The 17,878-nt window shown below is 63.6% G+C and carries 16 protein-coding genes and 1 pseudogene; 14 read left to right on the forward strand and 3 right to left on the reverse strand.

Features of this window, described 5'->3' with window-relative positions:
• Nucleotides 1-11: 11 nt before the first annotated feature.
• From YH3_RS17475 to YH3_RS17485, 3 genes are all read left to right on the forward strand, one after another.
• Nucleotides 12-1,313 (forward strand): esterase family protein, encoded by a 1,302-nt coding sequence (locus YH3_RS17475; protein WP_047271090.1) that lies wholly within the window; start codon nt 12-14, stop codon nt 1,311-1,313.
• A gap of 91 nt (nt 1,314-1,404) precedes the next feature.
• A complete protein-coding gene (locus tag YH3_RS17480; protein WP_064444217.1) occupies nt 1,405-2,634 on the forward strand; it encodes an acyl-CoA dehydrogenase family protein in 1,230 nt (409 codons plus the stop codon).
• A 126-nt stretch (nt 2,635-2,760) separates the two neighbouring features.
• Nucleotides 2,761-3,357, forward strand: coding sequence for a CatB-related O-acetyltransferase (locus YH3_RS17485; protein WP_037125853.1), 597 nt, complete (start codon nt 2,761-2,763; stop codon nt 3,355-3,357).
• 12 nt (nt 3,358-3,369) lie between these two features.
• Here YH3_RS17485 and YH3_RS17490 read toward each other — a convergent pair whose 3' ends face one another.
• On the reverse strand, nt 3,370-3,975 hold the full coding sequence (locus tag YH3_RS17490; protein ID WP_064443777.1) for a hypothetical protein: 606 nt from the start codon (nt 3,973-3,975) through the stop codon (nt 3,370-3,372).
• A gap of 67 nt (nt 3,976-4,042) precedes the next feature.
• Between YH3_RS17490 and YH3_RS17495 the strand changes: the two genes are divergently transcribed.
• A complete protein-coding gene (locus tag YH3_RS17495) occupies nt 4,043-4,396 on the forward strand; it encodes a VOC family protein (RefSeq protein ID WP_020970627.1) in 354 nt (117 codons plus the stop codon).
• A 73-nt stretch (nt 4,397-4,469) separates the two neighbouring features.
• Nucleotides 4,470-5,789, forward strand: a complete 1,320-nt coding sequence (locus YH3_RS17500) for a M18 family aminopeptidase (RefSeq protein WP_064443778.1) — start codon at nt 4,470-4,472, stop codon at nt 5,787-5,789.
• Between the two features lie 11 nt (nt 5,790-5,800).
• Here the strand turns inward: YH3_RS17500 and YH3_RS17505 are convergent, their stop codons facing one another.
• On the reverse strand, nt 5,801-6,787 hold the full coding sequence (locus tag YH3_RS17505; protein WP_054781588.1) for a Dyp-type peroxidase: 987 nt from the start codon (nt 6,785-6,787) through the stop codon (nt 5,801-5,803).
• A 250-nt stretch (nt 6,788-7,037) separates the two neighbouring features.
• On the opposite strand from YH3_RS17505, the gene purL reads away from it, so the two are divergent.
• The 9 genes and pseudogenes from purL to purM all read left to right on the forward strand — a co-directional run bounded on the left by purL (nt 7,038) and on the right by purM (nt 17,332).
• Nucleotides 7,038-9,326 (forward strand): phosphoribosylformylglycinamidine synthase subunit PurL, encoded by a 2,289-nt coding sequence (purL, locus tag YH3_RS17510; protein ID WP_007733819.1) that lies wholly within the window; start codon nt 7,038-7,040, stop codon nt 9,324-9,326.
• A gap of 3 nt (nt 9,327-9,329) precedes the next feature.
• Nucleotides 9,330-11,114, forward strand: a complete 1,785-nt coding sequence (locus YH3_RS17515) for an alpha/beta-hydrolase family protein (RefSeq protein ID WP_042922291.1) — start codon at nt 9,330-9,332, stop codon at nt 11,112-11,114.
• Nucleotides 11,111-11,714: pseudogene (locus tag YH3_RS37320) on the forward strand (CPBP family intramembrane glutamate endopeptidase). The gene YH3_RS17515 and the pseudogene YH3_RS37320 overlap by 4 nt, the downstream one beginning before the upstream one ends.
• Nucleotides 11,714-12,103 carry a sterol carrier family protein gene (locus tag YH3_RS17525; protein WP_007733822.1) on the forward strand — a complete coding sequence of 130 codons (390 nt, stop codon included), beginning with the start codon at nt 11,714-11,716 and terminating at the stop codon, nt 12,101-12,103. The pseudogene YH3_RS37320 and the gene YH3_RS17525 overlap by 1 nt, the downstream one beginning before the upstream one ends.
• 170 nt (nt 12,104-12,273) lie before the next feature.
• Nucleotides 12,274-13,851 (forward strand): amidophosphoribosyltransferase, encoded by a 1,578-nt coding sequence (gene purF, locus YH3_RS17530; protein ID WP_064443779.1) that lies wholly within the window; start codon nt 12,274-12,276, stop codon nt 13,849-13,851.
• A gap of 144 nt (nt 13,852-13,995) precedes the next feature.
• Nucleotides 13,996-14,604, forward strand: a complete 609-nt coding sequence (locus YH3_RS17535; RefSeq protein ID WP_003940441.1) for an AIM24 family protein — start codon at nt 13,996-13,998, stop codon at nt 14,602-14,604.
• A gap of 3 nt (nt 14,605-14,607) precedes the next feature.
• Nucleotides 14,608-15,285 (forward strand): AIM24 family protein, encoded by a 678-nt coding sequence (locus YH3_RS17540; RefSeq protein ID WP_003939918.1) that lies wholly within the window; start codon nt 14,608-14,610, stop codon nt 15,283-15,285.
• Between the two features lie 13 nt (nt 15,286-15,298).
• Nucleotides 15,299-16,045 (forward strand): AIM24 family protein, encoded by a 747-nt coding sequence (locus tag YH3_RS17545; RefSeq protein WP_003939813.1) that lies wholly within the window; start codon nt 15,299-15,301, stop codon nt 16,043-16,045.
• A gap of 207 nt (nt 16,046-16,252) precedes the next feature.
• Complete coding sequence (gene purM, locus YH3_RS17550; RefSeq protein WP_003940225.1) at nt 16,253-17,332, forward strand: phosphoribosylformylglycinamidine cyclo-ligase; 1,080 nt, start codon at nt 16,253-16,255, stop codon at nt 17,330-17,332.
• Between the two features lie 150 nt (nt 17,333-17,482).
• On the opposite strand, the gene YH3_RS34975 is transcribed toward purM, so the two are convergent.
• Nucleotides 17,483-17,686 (reverse strand): DUF3073 domain-containing protein, encoded by a 204-nt coding sequence (locus YH3_RS34975; protein ID WP_003940337.1) that lies wholly within the window; start codon nt 17,684-17,686, stop codon nt 17,483-17,485.
• Nucleotides 17,687-17,878: the final 192 nt, after the last annotated feature.

Consider the following 17,878-nt stretch of genomic DNA (forward strand, 5'->3'; position numbering starts at 1 on the left):
AGAGGCTTGACGTGGACTGGCTCTACCGAATCAGTTTGATCTCGGGACCGCTGCCGGTGATCCTGACTGTCCTTGGGGTCCTGGGTGGCGTGTGGCTGCTCGGTTCGAACGTGCGCTGGTACTACCGCAGAGCGGTGCCGATCGCGGGGCTGATTGCGCTGGTGATCATGATCGCCGTGTGGATCACCGTCGAAAAGGTGATCGTGCCGTTCCCCGATCCCATCGAGATGTCGATCTACGTGTGGATCGGAATCGGTATCTACGCGTTGCTACTTCTCGGGCCGCGAATCAAGGCGGGCGGAACCGTCGCGAAAGCGCTCCTGTCCGTGATCGCGACGGTTCTGGTCGTCATCACTGCCGCGACGCAGATCAATCTGGTTTTCGCCGCGTATCCGACTGTGGGAATTGCGTTCGGACACGACGATTTCGACCGCATCTCACTCAGTGAAGTTCCCGGTCCGACCGATCCTGTTGTCACCGGCGATCCCACCGACACTGTGTGGAAAGCGCCGGAGGGCATGCCGATTCGCGGACGGGTCACGACTTTGCCTGTCCCCGGGACGATTTCAGGATTCTCCGCGCGCGACGCGCAGGTATATCTGCCGCCGTCGTACTTCACCAATCCGCGTCCGCTTCTTCCCGTGCTCGTGCTCATGGCAGGTCAGCCTGGCAAGCCCGAGGACTGGCTCCAGGGCGGAAAGCTGACCGCGACAATGGATGCCTTTGCACGAGATCACGAGGGGTTGGCTCCAGTCGTCGTGATAGCCGATGGAACAGGGTCGCAGATGGCCAATCCGCTGTGCACCGACTCGTCACAGGGCAAGGTCGGCACGTATCTGGCAAAGGACTTGCCCGCTGCGGTGGCGAATGCGTTCCAGATCGACACGAATCCGCGAGCGTGGGCAATCGGCGGGCTCTCCTACGGTGGCACCTGCTCACTGCAGATGGCGACCAATTACCCCGAGGTGTACCCGACATTCCTCGATCTGTCCGGTCAGTTGGAGCCTTCGCTCGGTGACCGACAGCGAACCGTCGACGAGATATTCGGCGGCGACGAAGCGGCGTTCGTGAAGGTGAATCCGATGGACCTGCTGGCGACTCGGAAGTTCCCGAACTCGGGCGGAGTGTTCGTCGTCGGAACAGATGACAATGAGTTCAAGCCCGGTCAGCAAAAGGTGTACGAAGCGGCCAAAGCGGCCGGAATGGACGCCAGGTATCTCGAGCTTCCCGGTGGTCACAGCTTTTCGGTGTGGTCGGCCGGCGTCGAGCAGGAGCTGACGTGGATCTCGCAGCGAATGGGACTGATCAGCTGAATCCTGTTCCGGTTTTGGAACGTGTTCTATATTCGGTGTGTGGCTGTCGTTCGGCAGTCTCTCGATCGTTCACCGACTGGAGTTCAGGCACATGTACGAGTGGTCCGACACCGACCTGATGTTCCGCGACGCCTTGCGGGGCTTTATCGACAAAGAGGTGCGACCTCACGTCGACGAGCTCGAAAGCGGTGCGCTGCCGCCGTTCGACATCATTCGCAAGCTGTACTCGACCTTTGGTCTGGCCGACATGGCACGCGAGGGCCTCGAGAAGTCGCTGGCACGCGAGCGCGGCGATGCGCCCTCCGGTGACGGTGAGAAGTCGAGCGCCTTCAGCGGCGCCGGCAGCATGGGCGTCGTGCTCAACAGCGAATTGGCCGGAGTCAGCCTCGGCCTGGTCGCATCGTTGGGTGTCAGCCTCGGATTGGCCGCCGGAACTATCCGCAGCCGCGGCACACTCGCGCAGAAGGAACGCTGGCTCCCCGGCCTGGTGACATTCGAGACCGTCGGCGCCTGGGCGATCACCGAACCGGACTCCGGCTCGGATGCCTTCGGCGGCATGAAGTCCTACGTACGCCGCGACGGCGACGACTACATTCTCAACGGCAACAAGACCTTCATCACCAACGGTCCGTACGCCGACGTGATGATCGTGTACGCAAAGCTCGACGAGGGCGATGCGTCGGTTGATCGTCGCGATCGCAAGGTGCTCGCCTTCATCCTCGACAAGGGCATGGAGGGTCTCACCCAGAGCCCGCCGTTCAAGAAGATGGGCATGAACTCCTCACCCACAGGTGAGCTGTTCTTCGACAACGTCCGCATCACCAAGGACCGTCTGCTCGGCGAGACCGAGGACAGCGGAAAGTCGGACGGCAAATCCAGCGCCAAGGAGAGCTTCGCCGCCGAACGCATCGGCATCGCGTCGCTCTCACTGGGCATCATCAACGAATGCCACCGTCTGAGCATCGAATACGCGAAGTCCCGCAAACTGTGGGGACGTGAGATCGGGCAGTTCCAGCTCATCCAGCTCAAGCTCGCCGAGATGGAGGTCGCTCGAATCAACGTGCAGAACATGGTCTTCAATGCGATCGAGCGCACCGCAGCCGGAGACAAAGTGAGCCTGGCGGAGGCGTCGGCGATGAAGCTGTACTCCTCGCGCGCAGCGACCGAGGTCGCGATGGAAGCCGTGCAGCTGTTCGGTGGAAACGGCTACATAGCCGAGTACCGAGTCGAGCAGTTGGCGCGTGATGCCAAGTCGCTCATGATCTATGCGGGCAGCAACGAAATTCAGGTCACCCATATCGCCAAGGGCCTCCTGGGCTGACACCGGTACGTTTTCGCTTGTCGGTCGATCGCAGCAGGAACCAGATAGTCTTGCTGCGGTCGGCGACACCGCGCCGACGGATCGGAGTAAGCAGTGAACGCGCCGGATCCCACAAATGTTCATCCGATGGCCGGGCAACCGCGAGTGGTGTTGCTGAGGCCGTTGATCGACAACCCGTTGATCGAGGTAGGGGAGTACACCTACTACGATGATCCGGAGTTCGCCGAAGAGTTCGAGACTCGAAACGTGTTGCATCACTACGGTCCCGACAAACTGGTGATCGGAAAGTTCTGCGCCCTGGCCACCGGTGTCACCTTCATCATGAACGGCGCGAACCATCGTATGAACGGTGTCTCCACCTACCCGTTTCCGATCATGGGCGGTGATTGGGCCAGGCACATGGATTTGGTGCAGGATCTGCCGTCACGCGGTGACACCGTCGTCGGGAACGACGTGTGGTTCGGCGGGAACGTGACAGTCATGCCCGGTGTCCGGATCGGTCACGGGTCGATCGTGTCCACTGGCGCCGTCGTAACGCGCGACGTCCCGGACTACGCAATTGTCGGCGGCAACCCGGCAACGGAGATCAAGCGCCGCTTCAGTGCCGAAGACATCGAGAAGTTGGTGCGAATTGCGTGGTGGGACTGGCCGATCGAGAAGATCACCCGCCACGTCCGGGTGATCTCGGACGGGAGTGTCGCGGAACTCGAAGCGGTCGAGTGATCTCCGCGCCCGCTAGTTCGTTCGTGTGAGCGAGTAGTTCCGGACATAAAGCAGGGCGGCCGCGAGAAGGCCGACGGCAAGACCTGTTGCGGTGAAGGTGATCAGGTTCGGCTCGAGGTCGAAGTGGATGATGGTCGATTCGGGGTAGGGCTTCTGCGGGTCACGAGGTTCGGGAAGGACCACCGAATAGAAGGTGGGCGGCCAGATTTTTCCGACAACGGCGACCGCAAGTCCGTAGGCCGCTCCGAAGATCGAAAGTGCAAGCGGAAGAACAAATCTTCGCCCACCCGCGTCGCGGGACAGGTGCCATCCCGTCGCGTTCAGTATCGCCGACACGGCAATGGCGACAGCCGTTCCGACAATCAGGAACCACGCAGTTGCGGGGAACCAATGAGGGGCGTCGACGTAGCTGTAGCCTTCGACAACCCACATGTATCCGGTCTTGCCGTCCTCCGCCGGCGGCGGTGGCGGAGGTTGGATGCCGATATGTTCTGTTCGCATAGATGGCGTGGCGAATCGCCAGGCGAGCACTCCGAGGTAGCTCAACAGCAAGCCGGTCGCGATGAAAACTGCGAAGAGTGGTTCTGCAACACGGTCGCGCAGCGTTGTGAGTCGCACTCGACGATCGTCTCATCTCAGCCCGAGATCGAGAGTCTTTGTCGGTGGCTTCCATTAGCGTGTGCGCATGACTCTCACACTCGGCATGATCACCTTCGACAGTCTCGATCCCGGTCCGCTCGCAACGTGGTGGGCGGCGCAGTTGGGCGGAAACATCGTCGAGGAGAACGACGGTTGGTTCTACATCGTCGCGGTCCCTGACAGCGCCACCAACTTCGCATTCCAGAAGGTCCCGGACCCCACCGCCGGCAAGAATCGCATCCATCTCGATTTGGGGAGTCCGGATCTCGACGCCGAGGTGGCGCGGCTCGTCGAGGCCGGAGCAACCGAGCACCACCGCGAGAACATGGACGGTTTCCGCTGGGTGACGCTCCTCGATCCTGATGGGAATCAGTTCTGCGTATCCGGTCCTCACGCCTGAGCTAACCGATTCTGTGCTCACCTGATTCGTGGCCACTGATATCCCGGACACCTGTTCGGGCATGATGAGAGGCATGACTTCTCAGACTTCTCGGGCGGCTCGGGCCGGGGCGGCTTCTCTGACCGGGGCCGACGCAGACGGCTTGTGCAGCTTCGTCGATTCGTCACCGTCGCCGTTCCATGTGTGCGCGACGGTGGCGACCGAGCTGACGGCCGGCGGGTTCGTCGAAGTCCACGAAACGCAGTCGTGGCCAGCCGAGCCCGGACGGTACTTCCTCGTGCGAGGCGGTTCGCTGATCGCCTGGAGCACCGAGGGCGTGGGAAACGCCACTCCGTTCCGGATTGTCGGAGGTCATACCGACAGCCCCAACCTGCGGGTCAAACAGCATCCCGACCTCACTTCGGCCGGGTGGCAGATGGTGGGCCTCGAACCGTATGGCGGTGCGTGGCTGAACTCCTGGCTCGACCGCGATCTCGGTATCTCCGGACGATTGAGTGTCCGGGTGGGAAACACTGTGGAGCAGAAGCTGGTTCGCATCGACGACCCGATTCTTCGTGTTCCGCAGCTGGCTATCCACCTGTCCGAAGATCGCAAGGGTGTGACGCTGGATCCGCAGAGGCACGTCAACGGAATCTGGGGCGTGGGTTCGAAGCCCAAGTCTTTCATCGGCTTTGTCGCCGAGCGTGCGGGTGTAGCCGCGTCGTCGGTTCTCGGCTGGGAATTGATGACACACGACCTTGCGCCCAGCGCAGTCGTGGGGGTGGACAAGGAATTGGTCAGCGCCCCCAGGCTCGACAATCAGGGCACGTGTTATGCAGGGACACAAGCACTTCTGGCCGCAGTCGAGTCGCCCGGTCAGCAGGTCCCAGTGCTTGCACTCTTCGATCATGAAGAGGTCGGCAGCATGTCCGATCGCGGAGCTTTCTCGGACCTGCTGAACACCGTGCTCGAGCGGATCGTGTTGGGACGCGGTGGTGGCCGCGAAGAATTCCTGCAGGCGATGGCCGGCTCGGTATGCGCGTCGGGCGACATGGCACACGCGACGCACCCCAATTACCCGGACCGCCACGAGCCCGCTCATCGGATCGAGATCAACGGTGGGCCGGTACTCAAGGTGAACCAGAACCTGCGCTACGCCACCGATGCGGCCGGTGCCGGCGAATTCGCGCTCGCGTGCGATCAGGCGGGAGTGCCGATGCAGCGCTACGTCCACCGCGCCGATTTGCCGTGCGGCTCCACCATCGGACCGATCACGGCATCACGCACCGGACTGTCCACCGTCGACGTCGGCGCGCCTCAGCTCGCGATGCACTCTGCCCGCGAGCTGATGGGCGCGGCAGATGTCCGCATGTATGCCGACGCGCTCGGTGCCTTCCTCACGCCGCGTAGTTAGAGGGCGCGTAGTCAAAGTGCAGGGAGCCCAGTGGGCGTAGAGGGCGCAGTCGGTAGATCCTCGAAGAAGTCGGCGCTCGGAGTGAAGAACATCGAGCCCGTCACGGCCGTCGAGAAATCGAGCAGACGGTCGTAATTGCCGCGAGGGTTGCCGAGAAACATGTTCTCGAGCATCCGTTCGGTAATCGCCGGCGTGCGGCAGTAGCCGATGAAAAAGGTGCCGATCTCGTCGTCGCCGAGGCGCCCGTACGGCATGTTGGCACGCAGGATCTCGAGAGCCTTGCCGTTCTCGTCCTTGATTGCGTTGAGGGCTACGTGCGAGTTGGCCGGCTTCACTTCGGACGTCATCTCGATGTCCTCGAGCTTGCTGCGTCCGATCACACGTTCCTGCTCGTCGACGGTGATTGCTTCCCAGTCCCGCATCTTGTGGACGTAGCGCTGGATATGGACGTAGCTCCCTCCGGTGAACGCAGGATCTTCGTCTCCGACAGTCACGGCGGCGACGGCGTCGCGGCCCACCGGATTTTCGGTGCCGTCGACGAAGCCGATGAGGTCTCGGTTCTCGAAGTACTGGAAGCCGTGAACCTCGTCGACCACCGTGGCTGCGCCGTGCAGTCGCTTCGTGATCTGCCGAGCCACCTCGAAACACGCATCCATGCTCATCGCGCGGATGTGGAAGAGCAGATCGCCGGGAGTCGACGGCGCCCAGTGAACGTCGCCCTGCAAAGCGGTGAACGGGTGCAGTAGCGCGGGGCGCGGACCGGCGAACAGTCGATCCCAAACCGACGAACCGATGCTTGTCACCACATCCAAACCTGATCCGGGGACGCGCAGCCCCACGGCGCGCTGTAGGCCGGCGACGTCGGCGAGTAGTTCTCGTGTGGTGTTCTCGCCACCCGGATTCACGGTCGCGACCAGGAAAATCGCAGCCGGAGTGAGGGGAGTGGTCACCGACTGGGACTGTGCTGTGAGGTCGGACTGACGAACATCCTGGGGCATGCGAGACCTTTCGAGGGAGAGAGTGGACCGGCCCTGACTTTAGGAAAACCGACCGGATCACCCAACCGGGGCGGGTGTGACCGGCGATACTTCGCAGGCCCGGAGGTGTTGCGGGTGCTGCCGTCTGCGGAAGTCGTCGGCCCACACCGATAGACTGTCCCCCGGCACGTTCTTTCGTTGGGCACATTCGTGGTGTCCCGCTCCGCGCCGGCTTGCCTCTTGACTCCCGTAGGGAAGGGACCACTCTCCAGTGTCTGCTCACCAGGTCGATACCGTCACGCACGCATCGGCTGATCCCGATGCCGCTCAGCCGTTCAAGGAGCTCGGTCTCAAGGACGACGAATACGCACGCATCAAGGAGATCCTGGGCCGCCGTCCCACGGACGCCGAACTGGCGATGTACTCGGTGATGTGGAGCGAGCACTGCTCGTACAAGTCCTCCAAGGTCCACCTCGGATACTTCGGCAAGACCACCACCGACGAGATGCGCGCCAACATGCTGGCCGGTATCGGTGAGAACGCCGGCGTCGTCGACATCGGTGACGGCTGGGCAGTCACGTTCAAGGTCGAGAGCCACAACCACCCGTCGTACGTCGAGCCTTACCAGGGTGCGGCGACCGGTGTCGGCGGCATCGTCCGCGACATCATGGCCATGGGTGCTCGTCCGATCGCCGTCATGGATCAGCTTCGGTTCGGTGCTGCTGACGCCCCCGATACCCGTCGCGTCGTCGACGGTGTCGTGCGCGGTGTCGGTGGATACGGAAACTCCCTCGGCCTGCCGAACATCGGCGGCGAGACGGTCTTCGACGAGTCCTATGCAGGTAACCCGCTGGTCAACGCCCTCGCTGCCGGCGTCATGCGCGTCGAGGATCTGCATCTGGCCTTCGCTTCGGGCGCGGGCAACAAGATCATCCTGTTCGGCGCACGCACCGGTCTCGACGGAATCGGCGGCGTCTCGGTCCTCGCGTCGGCGACGTTCGACGACGAGGGTGGAGACACCGGCGGACGTAAGAAGCTGCCCGCGGTTCAGGTCGGCGACCCGTTCACCGAGAAGGTGCTCATCGAGTGCTGTCTCGACCTTTACAAGGCCGGCCTCGTCGTCGGCATCCAGGACCTCGGCGGCGCCGGGCTGTCCTGCGCCACCTCCGAGCTGGCCGCGGCCGGCGACGGCGGCATGCACATCAACCTCGAGAAGGTTCCGATGCGCGCCACCGGCATGACCCCGGCCGAGGTGCTCTCGAGCGAATCGCAGGAGCGCATGTGCGCCGTGGTCACGCCCGAGAACGTCGATGCGTTCATGGAGGTCTGCAAGAAGTGGGACGTCCTGGCCACCGACATCGGCGAGGTCACCGACGGTGAGCACCTCACCATCTCCTGGCACGGCGAGACCGTCGTCGACGTTCCCCCGCGCACCGTCGCGCACGAGGGCCCGGTTTACCACCGCCCCGTCGAGCGTCCCGCAACGCAGGATGCCTTGATCGCGAATACGACTGCCGGACTGAAGCGTCCCGAAACCGACGCCGAGCTCGAAGCGACCCTGCTGAAGATGATCGCCTCGCCTGCCCTGTGCAGCCGCAAGTGGATCACCGAGCAGTACGACCGCTACGTCCGCGGAAACACCGTCCTGGCCGAGAACGCCGACGGCGGTGTCATCCGCATCGACGAGAAGACCGGACGCGGAATCGCACTGTCCACCGACGCTTCGGGCCGCTACACCGCGCTCGACCCGTACACCGGTGCGCAGCTCGCGTTGGCCGAGGCTTTCCGCAACGTGGCAGTCACGGGCGCAACGCCCAAGGCCGTCTCCAACTGCCTGAACTTCGGTTCTCCCGAGGACCCGGGTGTCATGTGGCAGTTCCAGCAGGCCGTTCGCGGCCTTGCCGACGGCTGCGCCACCCTCGGCATCCCCGTCACCGGCGGCAACGTCAGCTTCTACAACCAGACCGGATCCACGGCAATCCTGCCGACGCCGGTGGTTGCCGTCCTCGGTGTGATCGACGACGTTCACCGCCGCATCCCGACGGGCCTCGGACTCGAGCCCGGCGAGACGCTGATCCTGCTCGGCGAGACCCACGACGAGTTCGACGGTTCCATCTGGTCGCAGGTCGAGCACGGTCACCTCGGTGGCGTGCCGCCGAAGGTCGACCTCGCCCGTGAGCAACTGCTCGCCGACATTCTGCTCGCCTCTTCGCGTGACGGTCTCGTCACCGCAGCCCACGACCTCTCCGAGGGTGGACTGGCCCAGGCTGTCGTCGAAGCCGCGCTGGCCGGCGAAACCGGTTGCCGCATCCTGATTCCCGAGGGCGCAGATCCGTTCGTGACCTTGTTCTCGGAATCGTCGGGACGTGTCCTCGTTGCAGTTCCGCGTACCGAGGAGACTCGCTTCACCGGTATGTGCACCGCCCGCGGCTTGCCGTGGACGCGTATCGGGGTCGTCGACGAGGGCAGCGACTCCGTCGAGGTCCAGGGACACTTCTCCGTCACGATGGCCAAGCTCCGTGAGGCCTTCGAGGGAACGCTGCCCGCACTGTTCGGGTGATAGATGGTCGATTCCGGAGAACTGACTTCTTCTGACAGCCAGCCGCAGGAACACCACCTGCGGCTGGCTGTTCCCGCACCCCTCGAGAAGCTCGACAACCGCTTCACCGAGTGGGCGTGGGGGCTCCTCAAACTCGACTTCACCGGCATCGCGTTTGCCGCGTTCTTCTTCTGCTGGTCGTTGACCCCTTCGCTGTTGCCGCGCGATTGGCTTTTCCAAGGTCTGATCGGCGGAATCAACTCGGCCATCGGCTACGGCGTCGGTACTGCGATCGGTTGGGCTGTCGAGCGATACCTGCTAAGCGGGCGACGGTGGTGGCCACTGCCCGAGCCGGTGCCTTCCGCGATCAAGGTCTTCGTTCCGGTCGCGTCCATCGTCGCGGCGATCATCATGCTGGTCTACGCGGCCGGGTGGCAACGTGAAATCGCGGCACTGACCGATGCCGAAGGCACGACCACTTCCGGCTACATCCGAACCCTCGGACTGAGCCTGCTCGTCGGTGGCCTGCTCATCTCGATCTGGCGGGTCCTCCACGATCTGGTGAAACTGATTGCCCGACAGCTGATGCGGCGGTTCCACTGGTCACGGTCGGTGGCCAATGGCGTCGGTGTCCTGGTTGTCACCGTCCTGTTCTTCATGCTGGTCGACGGCGTCCTGGTCCGCGGAATCTATGCAGCGACCAACTCGATCTTCAGTCTGCAGAACTCGACCACTCGCGACGGCGTCGTCGAACCGCAGGATCCGATGAAATCGGGTAGCCCCGAATCAGCCGCTCCCTGGGACACATTGGGGTTCGAGGGACGAAACTTCGTCTCGCGCGGACTCGACGCGCAGGAACTCGAAGCGGCAACCGGTAAGCCTGCGATGGATCCGATTCGCGTATATGCCGGACTTGAAAGCGCCGAAGATCCCGAAGAGCGTATGGATCTGGTCATCAAGGAGCTGGAGAGGACCGGCGCATTCCAGCGCAAGGTTCTCGTGGTCATTCCGACGACGGGTACGGGGTGGGTCAATCCCACTGCGGCGCAGGCAATCGAACTTGTGCACGACGGCGACACTGCTCTTGTCGCCAGCCAGTACTCGTACCTGCCGAGTTGGATCTCATTCCTCGCCGACCAGGAGAAGGCGCAAGCTGCCGGACGCCTGTTGATCGAGCGGGTACACGAAAGATGGCTCCAGGAACCGGAAGCCACCAGGCCGAAGTTCATGGTCTACGGCGAGAGCCTCGGCGTCATGGCCGGCGCCGGAGCCTTCGACACACTGCAAGCGGCGCGCGATACCGCCGACGGAATTCTGTGGGTTGGCCCACCGAACGCGACGCAGTTGTGGCGTTCGATCGAGAAGAGGCGCGATCCCGGCACTCCCGAAGTAGCTCCCGTCTACGCGGACGGCTTGGCCGGCGTGCGGTTCGCGGATCGCTCCGAAGACATTCCGACCGACGGGATGACGTGGCCGCAGCCGCGGGTTCTGTTTGTCCAGCACCCTTCCGATCCAGTGGTGTGGTGGTCACCCGACCTCATGTTCAATCGGCCCGAGTGGCTCAAGGAAGTGCCCGGTTTCGACCGCTCGCCGTCGATGAAATGGTTCCCGGTCGTGACGTTCTGGCAGGTGTCTGCAGACCTCGGTAACGCTGCGGGAGTTCCCGACGGTCACGGTCACAATTACGGAACCTCCGTTCTGGACGCCTGGATCAGCGTCGCCCAGCCCGAGGGGTGGACGGCCGCAGAAACCGAGCGAGTGCGGTCGGCATTGGTTGTCGCCGTGAAATCAGAGGGCCCCGAGAAGTGAGGGGAGTCGCCTCGATCGCGCTCTGCGCTACCGCGATCACCTGGAGCAACGTCGTGCTTCCGGCATTCGGTCTTTCGCCCCGAGCCCGCGCCGTGGTCAACACCGCGGCCGGTCTGTCGGCCATCGGAGTCCTACTCGCACGTGGTTACACCCGCGAGGAACTCGGCTTGGCGCACACCGGCATTCGTGGTGGCGCCCGGTTCGGCGGAGCCGCGGCCGGCGCAGTGCTTACGGGTTACAGCGTCGCTTTAGCCGTTCCCTCGTTGCGCGCGACTCTCGCTGCCGACGAGCGAGCAGACGGCCGCGAAGACTTCCTCGAATGGATCATCCTGCACATCCCGTTCGGCACAGTGCTCTCCGAGGAGCTGTTGTTCCGCAGCGCGATGTCCGCGGTCTGGAACCGTGAACGTCGCCCCCGCCCGCGGCGCCGGCGACAACGTTCCCGCAGCAGTGGCATTCACCGGTGCTTCGGCATTGCTGTTCGAGTGGCTGCACCGCCGGGGCGGCAGCGTGCTTGCTCCCGCCCTGCTGCACCTGGCCACGAATGCCGGTGGCGCACTTGCCGTTCGTATCGCTACTCGCAGACAGGGAGTGAACTGATGCCGCCCCGCCGCGCCGTCGACCCCGCCGAATTTCGTGCCGCCGTCCTGGCCGTCGGCCCGTGGCTTCGAGATCCGGAACTGCCGAAGCCTTCGCGCAGTGAACTCGGTGCGGCAGTGAAGATGAGTGCGCGCACTCTCGAACAGATCGCCCCCGGATCGAGCGTCGAGGTGCGGGTCCCACCGTTTGTTGCGGTGCAATGCATCGAAGGTCCGCGTCACACGCGCGGAACCCCGCCCAACGTCGTCGAGACGGACGCTCGGACGTGGTTGCAGATGGTCACCGGATTGCTCGAGTTCTCCGAGGCCTCAGGTGACGGACGAGTCGACGCCTCAGGTAGCCGCGCTCCCGAAATTGCGCACTGGCTCCCACTGCTGCGGTTGACCTAGCAACAGAGGGGTTGGCGTAGTGACAGAGTGGTTGACGCAGTAACAGAGAGAGACCATCCGGTTCGCTTCGGCGTGATCTGAGAGCCAAGGCAGCCCTCAGGGGAAGTGAGTCCCAAAATGGCCGTAGACTGTGGATGCCCCCCAACCCCTGCCCACAAAGGGAGCGCCCGGTGACTCGTGCCGATCTGTCGGTCAACAGTCCAAATCTCCTCGCTTCGAACCCGTCCGACGAGGACGAGAACGAGCCCCGCGAAGAATGCGGTGTATTCGGCGTCTGGGCGCCGGGAGAGGATGTGGCGAAGCTCACTTATTACGGCCTGTACGCACTTCAGCACCGTGGTCAAGAAGCTGCCGGCATTGCGGTAGCCGACGGCTCCCAGGTGCTGGTGTTCAAGGATCTCGGCCTGGTCAGCCAGGTATTCGACGAGCAGACCCTCGCAGCGATGCCAGGTCACGTCGCCGTCGGACATTGCCGTTACTCCACCACCGGTTCCACGACGTGGGAGAACGCGCAGCCCATCTTCCGTACCACCACTGCCGGAACCGGCATCGCGCTCGGCCACAACGGCAACCTGGTCAACACCGCTGAACTCGCGAGCCGCACCCGTGCAGCCGGCCTGGTCAACGACAAGCGCCCCAACGCAGCGACTTCCGACTCCGACCTCATCGGTGGTCTCCTGGCACACGCTGCCGGCGACAGCACCATCGAACAGGCCGCAATGGAATTGCTTCCCACGTTGGAGGGCGCGTTCTGCCTCACCTTCATGGACGAGCACACGCTGTACGCAGCGCGGGATCCGCACGGCATCCGCCCGCTCTGCCTCGGTCGACTCGACCGCGGTTGGGTAGTCGCCAGCGAGACCGCAGCCCTCGACATCGTCGGTGCGTCGTTCGTTCGCGACATCGAACCCGGTGAGCTACTCGCGATCGACGCCGACGGCGTCCGCTCCTCGCGTTTCGCGAACCCGACTCCCAAGGGTTGTGTCTTCGAGTACGTCTACCTCGCGCGTCCCGACAGCGTCATCGGTGGCCGTTCGGTCCACTCGACCCGCGTCGAGATCGGCCGTCTGCTCGCCAGCGAGCATCCCGCCGAAGGTGACTTGGTCATCCCCGTTCCCGAGTCCGGCACCCCCGCAGCAGTCGGATACGCACAGGGCTCAGGCATCCCTTACGGCCAGGGTTTGATGAAGAACGCCTATGTCGGCCGCACCTTCATCCAGCCGTCGCAGACGATCCGTCAGCTCGGTATCAGGCTCAAGCTCAACCCGCTCAAGGAAGTCATCCGCGGCAAGCGCCTTGTGGTGGTGGACGATTCGATCGTCCGCGGTAACACTCAGCGTGCGCTCATCCGGATGCTCCGCGAAGCCGGCGCCCTTGAAATTCACGTCCGTATCGCCTCGCCGCCGGTCAAGTGGCCCTGCTTCTACGGCATCGACTTCGCCTCACCGGCCGAATTGATTGCCAACGGCGCGGGCGGACGGGATGCGACGTTCGAGGAGATGCTCGACGGTGTGCGTCGTTCCATCGGAGCGGACACCCTCGGATACATCTCCACCGAGGGCATGATCGCCGCCACCGAGCAGCCGGCCAGCCGTCTGTGCGCCGCGTGCTTCGACGGGACCTACCCGATCGCGCTTCCCAAGGAAACGTCGATCGGCAAGAACGTCCTCGAGGGGATGCTCGAGAGCACCGCAGGTTCGACGGCCACTCGCGACAACGACAATGCGAGCGCGCTCAGCCGCCCCTGAACATCAGAATCGTTGAAATTCGACAGCCGAGAATCTGCCGTCCACAGCATGTGGGCGGCAGATTTTCTGTTCACGACTTTCTGTTCCACGACACGGCATACGTCGTGAGCATCTGGCATAGTGCCCTCCGTGGCGCAACTGAGAATGGATGGGCACCGGGTACTGGTCGCAGACCTGGTGGGGGACACCATCAAAGCGATCAACGGCTCGATGGTGGCGTACGAGGGTGCGATCACCTTCAAGAACGCCGGAATGGGCGGTGGTGGCGGGCTGCGTGCCGCGCTGAAACAGAAGGCGGCAGGTGAATCACTGTCCCTGATGGAAGTCAGTGGTCAAGGCACCGTCTACTTCGCGGTCGACGCCCAGGACATCACGATTATCGAGCTCAACAACGACGCTTTGCACGTCGAAGCCTCGCAATTGCTCGCATTGGTCGGCCAACTGCGAACCGACGTGAAATTTGCCGGTCTCCGCGGCGCAGGTTCCGGACAGGGCTTGTTCACGACGGTCGTCAGCGGCACCGGTCTGGTGGCGGTGCTGTCGAAGGGCGGACCGATCATCGCGCTCGAAGTCAGCCCGCAGTATCCGCTGGTTGCCGATCCCGACGCATTCGTCGCTCACCGTGGCCAGCTGAACCAGAGCTTCGTCACCGACGTCACCTGGCGCTCCGCGATCGGCGGTGGCAGCGGTGAAGCGTTCTCGCTGCGATTCGACGGATCCGGAGTCGTCTACATCCAGCCCGAGGAGCGCTGAACCATGCCGTTGGAATTGGTGAACAGCAAGGTCGTCAAGTCGACCCTCGCGCCGGGCCAGAACGTGCTCGCCCGCACCGGGTCGATGCTCTACTACACCGGTGACGTCCGCTTCATCCCGCACAGCATGGGCGGTGGGCCCGGCGCCATGCCGAACATGGGCGGGATCGCCGGGATGGCCGGCCGCATGATGTCCGGCGAACACGCACGCATGATGGCGGCCGAGGGAAACGGTGAGGTCTTCTACGGGCACGCCGGCTTGTACGTCGAGGTCATCCACCTCGACGGGTCGTCAATGCTCACCGTCGAAGCCGACCGACTCCTCGCACACGACGGCTACCTCCAGAGTTCGATAGTCGCTCTCACGTCGCAGGGCGGTGTGCGCGGAGCAGTACGCGGCGCCATGACCGGTCAAGGGCTGTTCACGACGCAGTTGCACGGACAGGGAAGCGTCGCGGTCCTCTCGCACGGGGGCGCGATTCCGTTGCAGGTCGGTCCGAACAATCCTCAGGTCGTCGTCGACCCGCAGGCATACGTGTGCCACATCGGTCAGATCAACGTCGACATCTCCGCGAACGTCGGCTGGCGCGAGGCCGTCGGCAAGGGCTCGGGGGAGTCCATCCAGCTGAAGATGACCGGCGCCGGCACCGTTTGGGTCCAGGCGTCCGAGCAGAAGTTCTGAGAGGGCACAGAGCATGGGTATCGAAATTCACAATCCGGCAACTCTGCCCGCCAACGACAACGTCCCGGGCAACGACTACGCCTTCTGCGTCGAGATGGCCGGACAACCGTGGTTCACGTCCAAGGGTGCGATGATCGCGTACTACGGAAACATCAACTTCGAGCCGCTCGGGCGCACGAGCATGACGGCGATCGTCGCGGCCAGGTTTTCTTCACCGCTCTACGCGGACGACTGGGTGCTCGCTCAGGGACAGGGCAAGTTGATCCTCGGGGACCGCGGATTCAACATCAATTCCTACGACCTCGACGACGGCAACCTCACGATTCGCGCGGCCAATCTCCTCGCCTTCGAGACCAGCCTGGACCTCAAACAGTCCATCGTCCCAGGCTTTTTGACGCTACTGGGGACAGGCAAGTTCCTGGCGTCGTCCAATGGCCCGGTCATGTTCGCGGAGCCGCCGCTCCGCATCGACCCGCAGGCGTTGGTGGGTTGGGCCGACTGCCCGTCGCCGTCCCACCACTTCGATGCCGACTGGATGCAGAGCTTCCTGGGCGCGGTTCGCGGAAGCATGTTCGGCGCGAACACCGGCGAAGAACGCCAGTTCGATTTCACCGGAGCCGGGACGGTACTGATCCAGTCGAGCGAGAAGGTCGTCCACGACGGACACCTCCTCAAACACATCGAATCCGAGACGGTCGCACTCGGGCAGAACAGTCTGCGCGCACTGCACGCCTCGATCGGTGCGCGGCTGCAGAACTGACGTCTCGGGGTACGCGAGGTCTCACCGAGGGGGCCGGTCCGGTAGCGTATGGGCGTAATCGTCGGTATTTGTGTGCGCGCTCTGGGTCTCGAGTCGAACGATCCATCTCGCGTCACGAGGATTGCAAACACTTCACATTGCAAGACCACTTACCTGTGCACGAGCAATACGTGCTCGCGAGAAATACAAGGCTGGAGTAGTAACCCGATGACCGAGGACAGTCACCGCACCGCAGGCGCCTCCTACGCGGCAGCAGGAGTCGATATCGCCGCAGGCGACCGGGCGGTGGAACTCTTCGCCCCTCTGGCCAAGAAGGCCAGCCGCCCCGAGGTCATGGGTGGCCTCGGTGGTTTCGCCGGCTTGTTCTCCCTCAAGGGTGACTACAAGGAGCCGTTGCTCGCCGCATCGACCGACGGCGTCGGAACCAAGCTCGCTGTCGCGCAGGCGATGGACAAGCACGACACGGTCGGACTCGACCTCGTCGCCATGGTTGTCGACGACCTCGTCGTCTGTGGCGCCGAGCCGCTGTTCCTCCAGGACTACATCGCCGTCGGCCGGGTCATCCCCGAGCGCGTCGCGGAATTGGTCAGCGGCATCGCCGAGGGCTGCATCCAGGCCGGTTGCGCTCTCCTCGGTGGCGAGACCGCCGAGCACCCCGGCATCATGGCTGACGGTGACTACGACCTCTCCGCCACCGGCGTCGGTGTCGTGGAGGCCGAGAAGCTGCTCGGACCGGATCGCGTTCGCCCCGGCGACGTCGTCATCGCGATGGGTTCTTCGGGACTGCACTCCAACGGTTACTCACTGGCCCGCAAGGTCCTGCTCGAGATCGACCGCATGAACCTGAGCGCACACGTCGACGAGTTCGGCCGCACGCTCGGTGAGGAACTGCTCGAGCCCACCAAGATCTACGCCAAGGACTGCCTGGCACTCGCTGCCGAGACCGACGTGCGCACGTTCTGCCACGTCACCGGTGGCGGCCTCGCCAACAACCTCGCGCGCGTCATGCCCAAGGGCTTGGTCGCCGAACTCGATCGCGGAACCTGGAGCCCCGCTCCGGTCTTCGCCATGATCGCGCAGCGCGGACGCGTCGAGCGCGCCGAGATGGAGCAGACGTTCAACATGGGCGTCGGCATGGTCGCCGTCGTCGCACCCGAGGACGTCGACCGTGCACTTGCCGTCCTCACCGCACGCCACATCGACTGCTGGACGCTCGGTAGCGTCAAGAAGGCGTCGGACGCCGCTGCAGAGCGTGCGTTCCTGGCCGGAGACCACCCGCGCTTCTAGACCGCAACGCCAGCTGCCCCATCGGAGAGATCCGGTGGGGCAGTTTTGTGTGTCCGTACAAGTAGGCGCGAGGCGGAAAATCGAACGCAAAAATGAGGAAGAGCGATCAGCTCTTCCTCATTTCACGGTCTGCGCGGTGGCAGTGCGCGGTCAACGCCGCCAGTCGTCGTAGTCGTCCTCTCGCGCATGCCCTTCCCTATCGGAAGTCTGGTCCGATCGGACACTGCTCCGATGCGAGTTGGTCGATCCACCTGCGAGCTCTCTTTGCAGGCTGTCGAAATCCGTGGTCGGTACGCTGTATTTCAATTCGCGTGCAACCTTGGTCTGCTTTGCCTTAGCCCGGCCGCGGCCCATGGCTGACCCCCTCGCGCTTTCGCGGGGCGGCCTGGGGAATTTGGCGGCCCCGTTTGAGTGTGTAAGTTTCCTGACACACACTCTAGCGTGGAAAAGTCGCTTCCGCTTCCACGAAGGCCTCACCGCCGTGTCTGATTGCTCTCACTATGGCCGCGAGCTGCCAGGATGCTGAAAGAACTCGTCAGAACTTTG

The organism is Rhodococcus sp. YH3-3 (assembly GCF_001653035.1).
Classification (GTDB): Bacteria; Actinomycetota; Actinomycetes; order Mycobacteriales; family Mycobacteriaceae; genus Rhodococcus_F; species Rhodococcus_F qingshengii.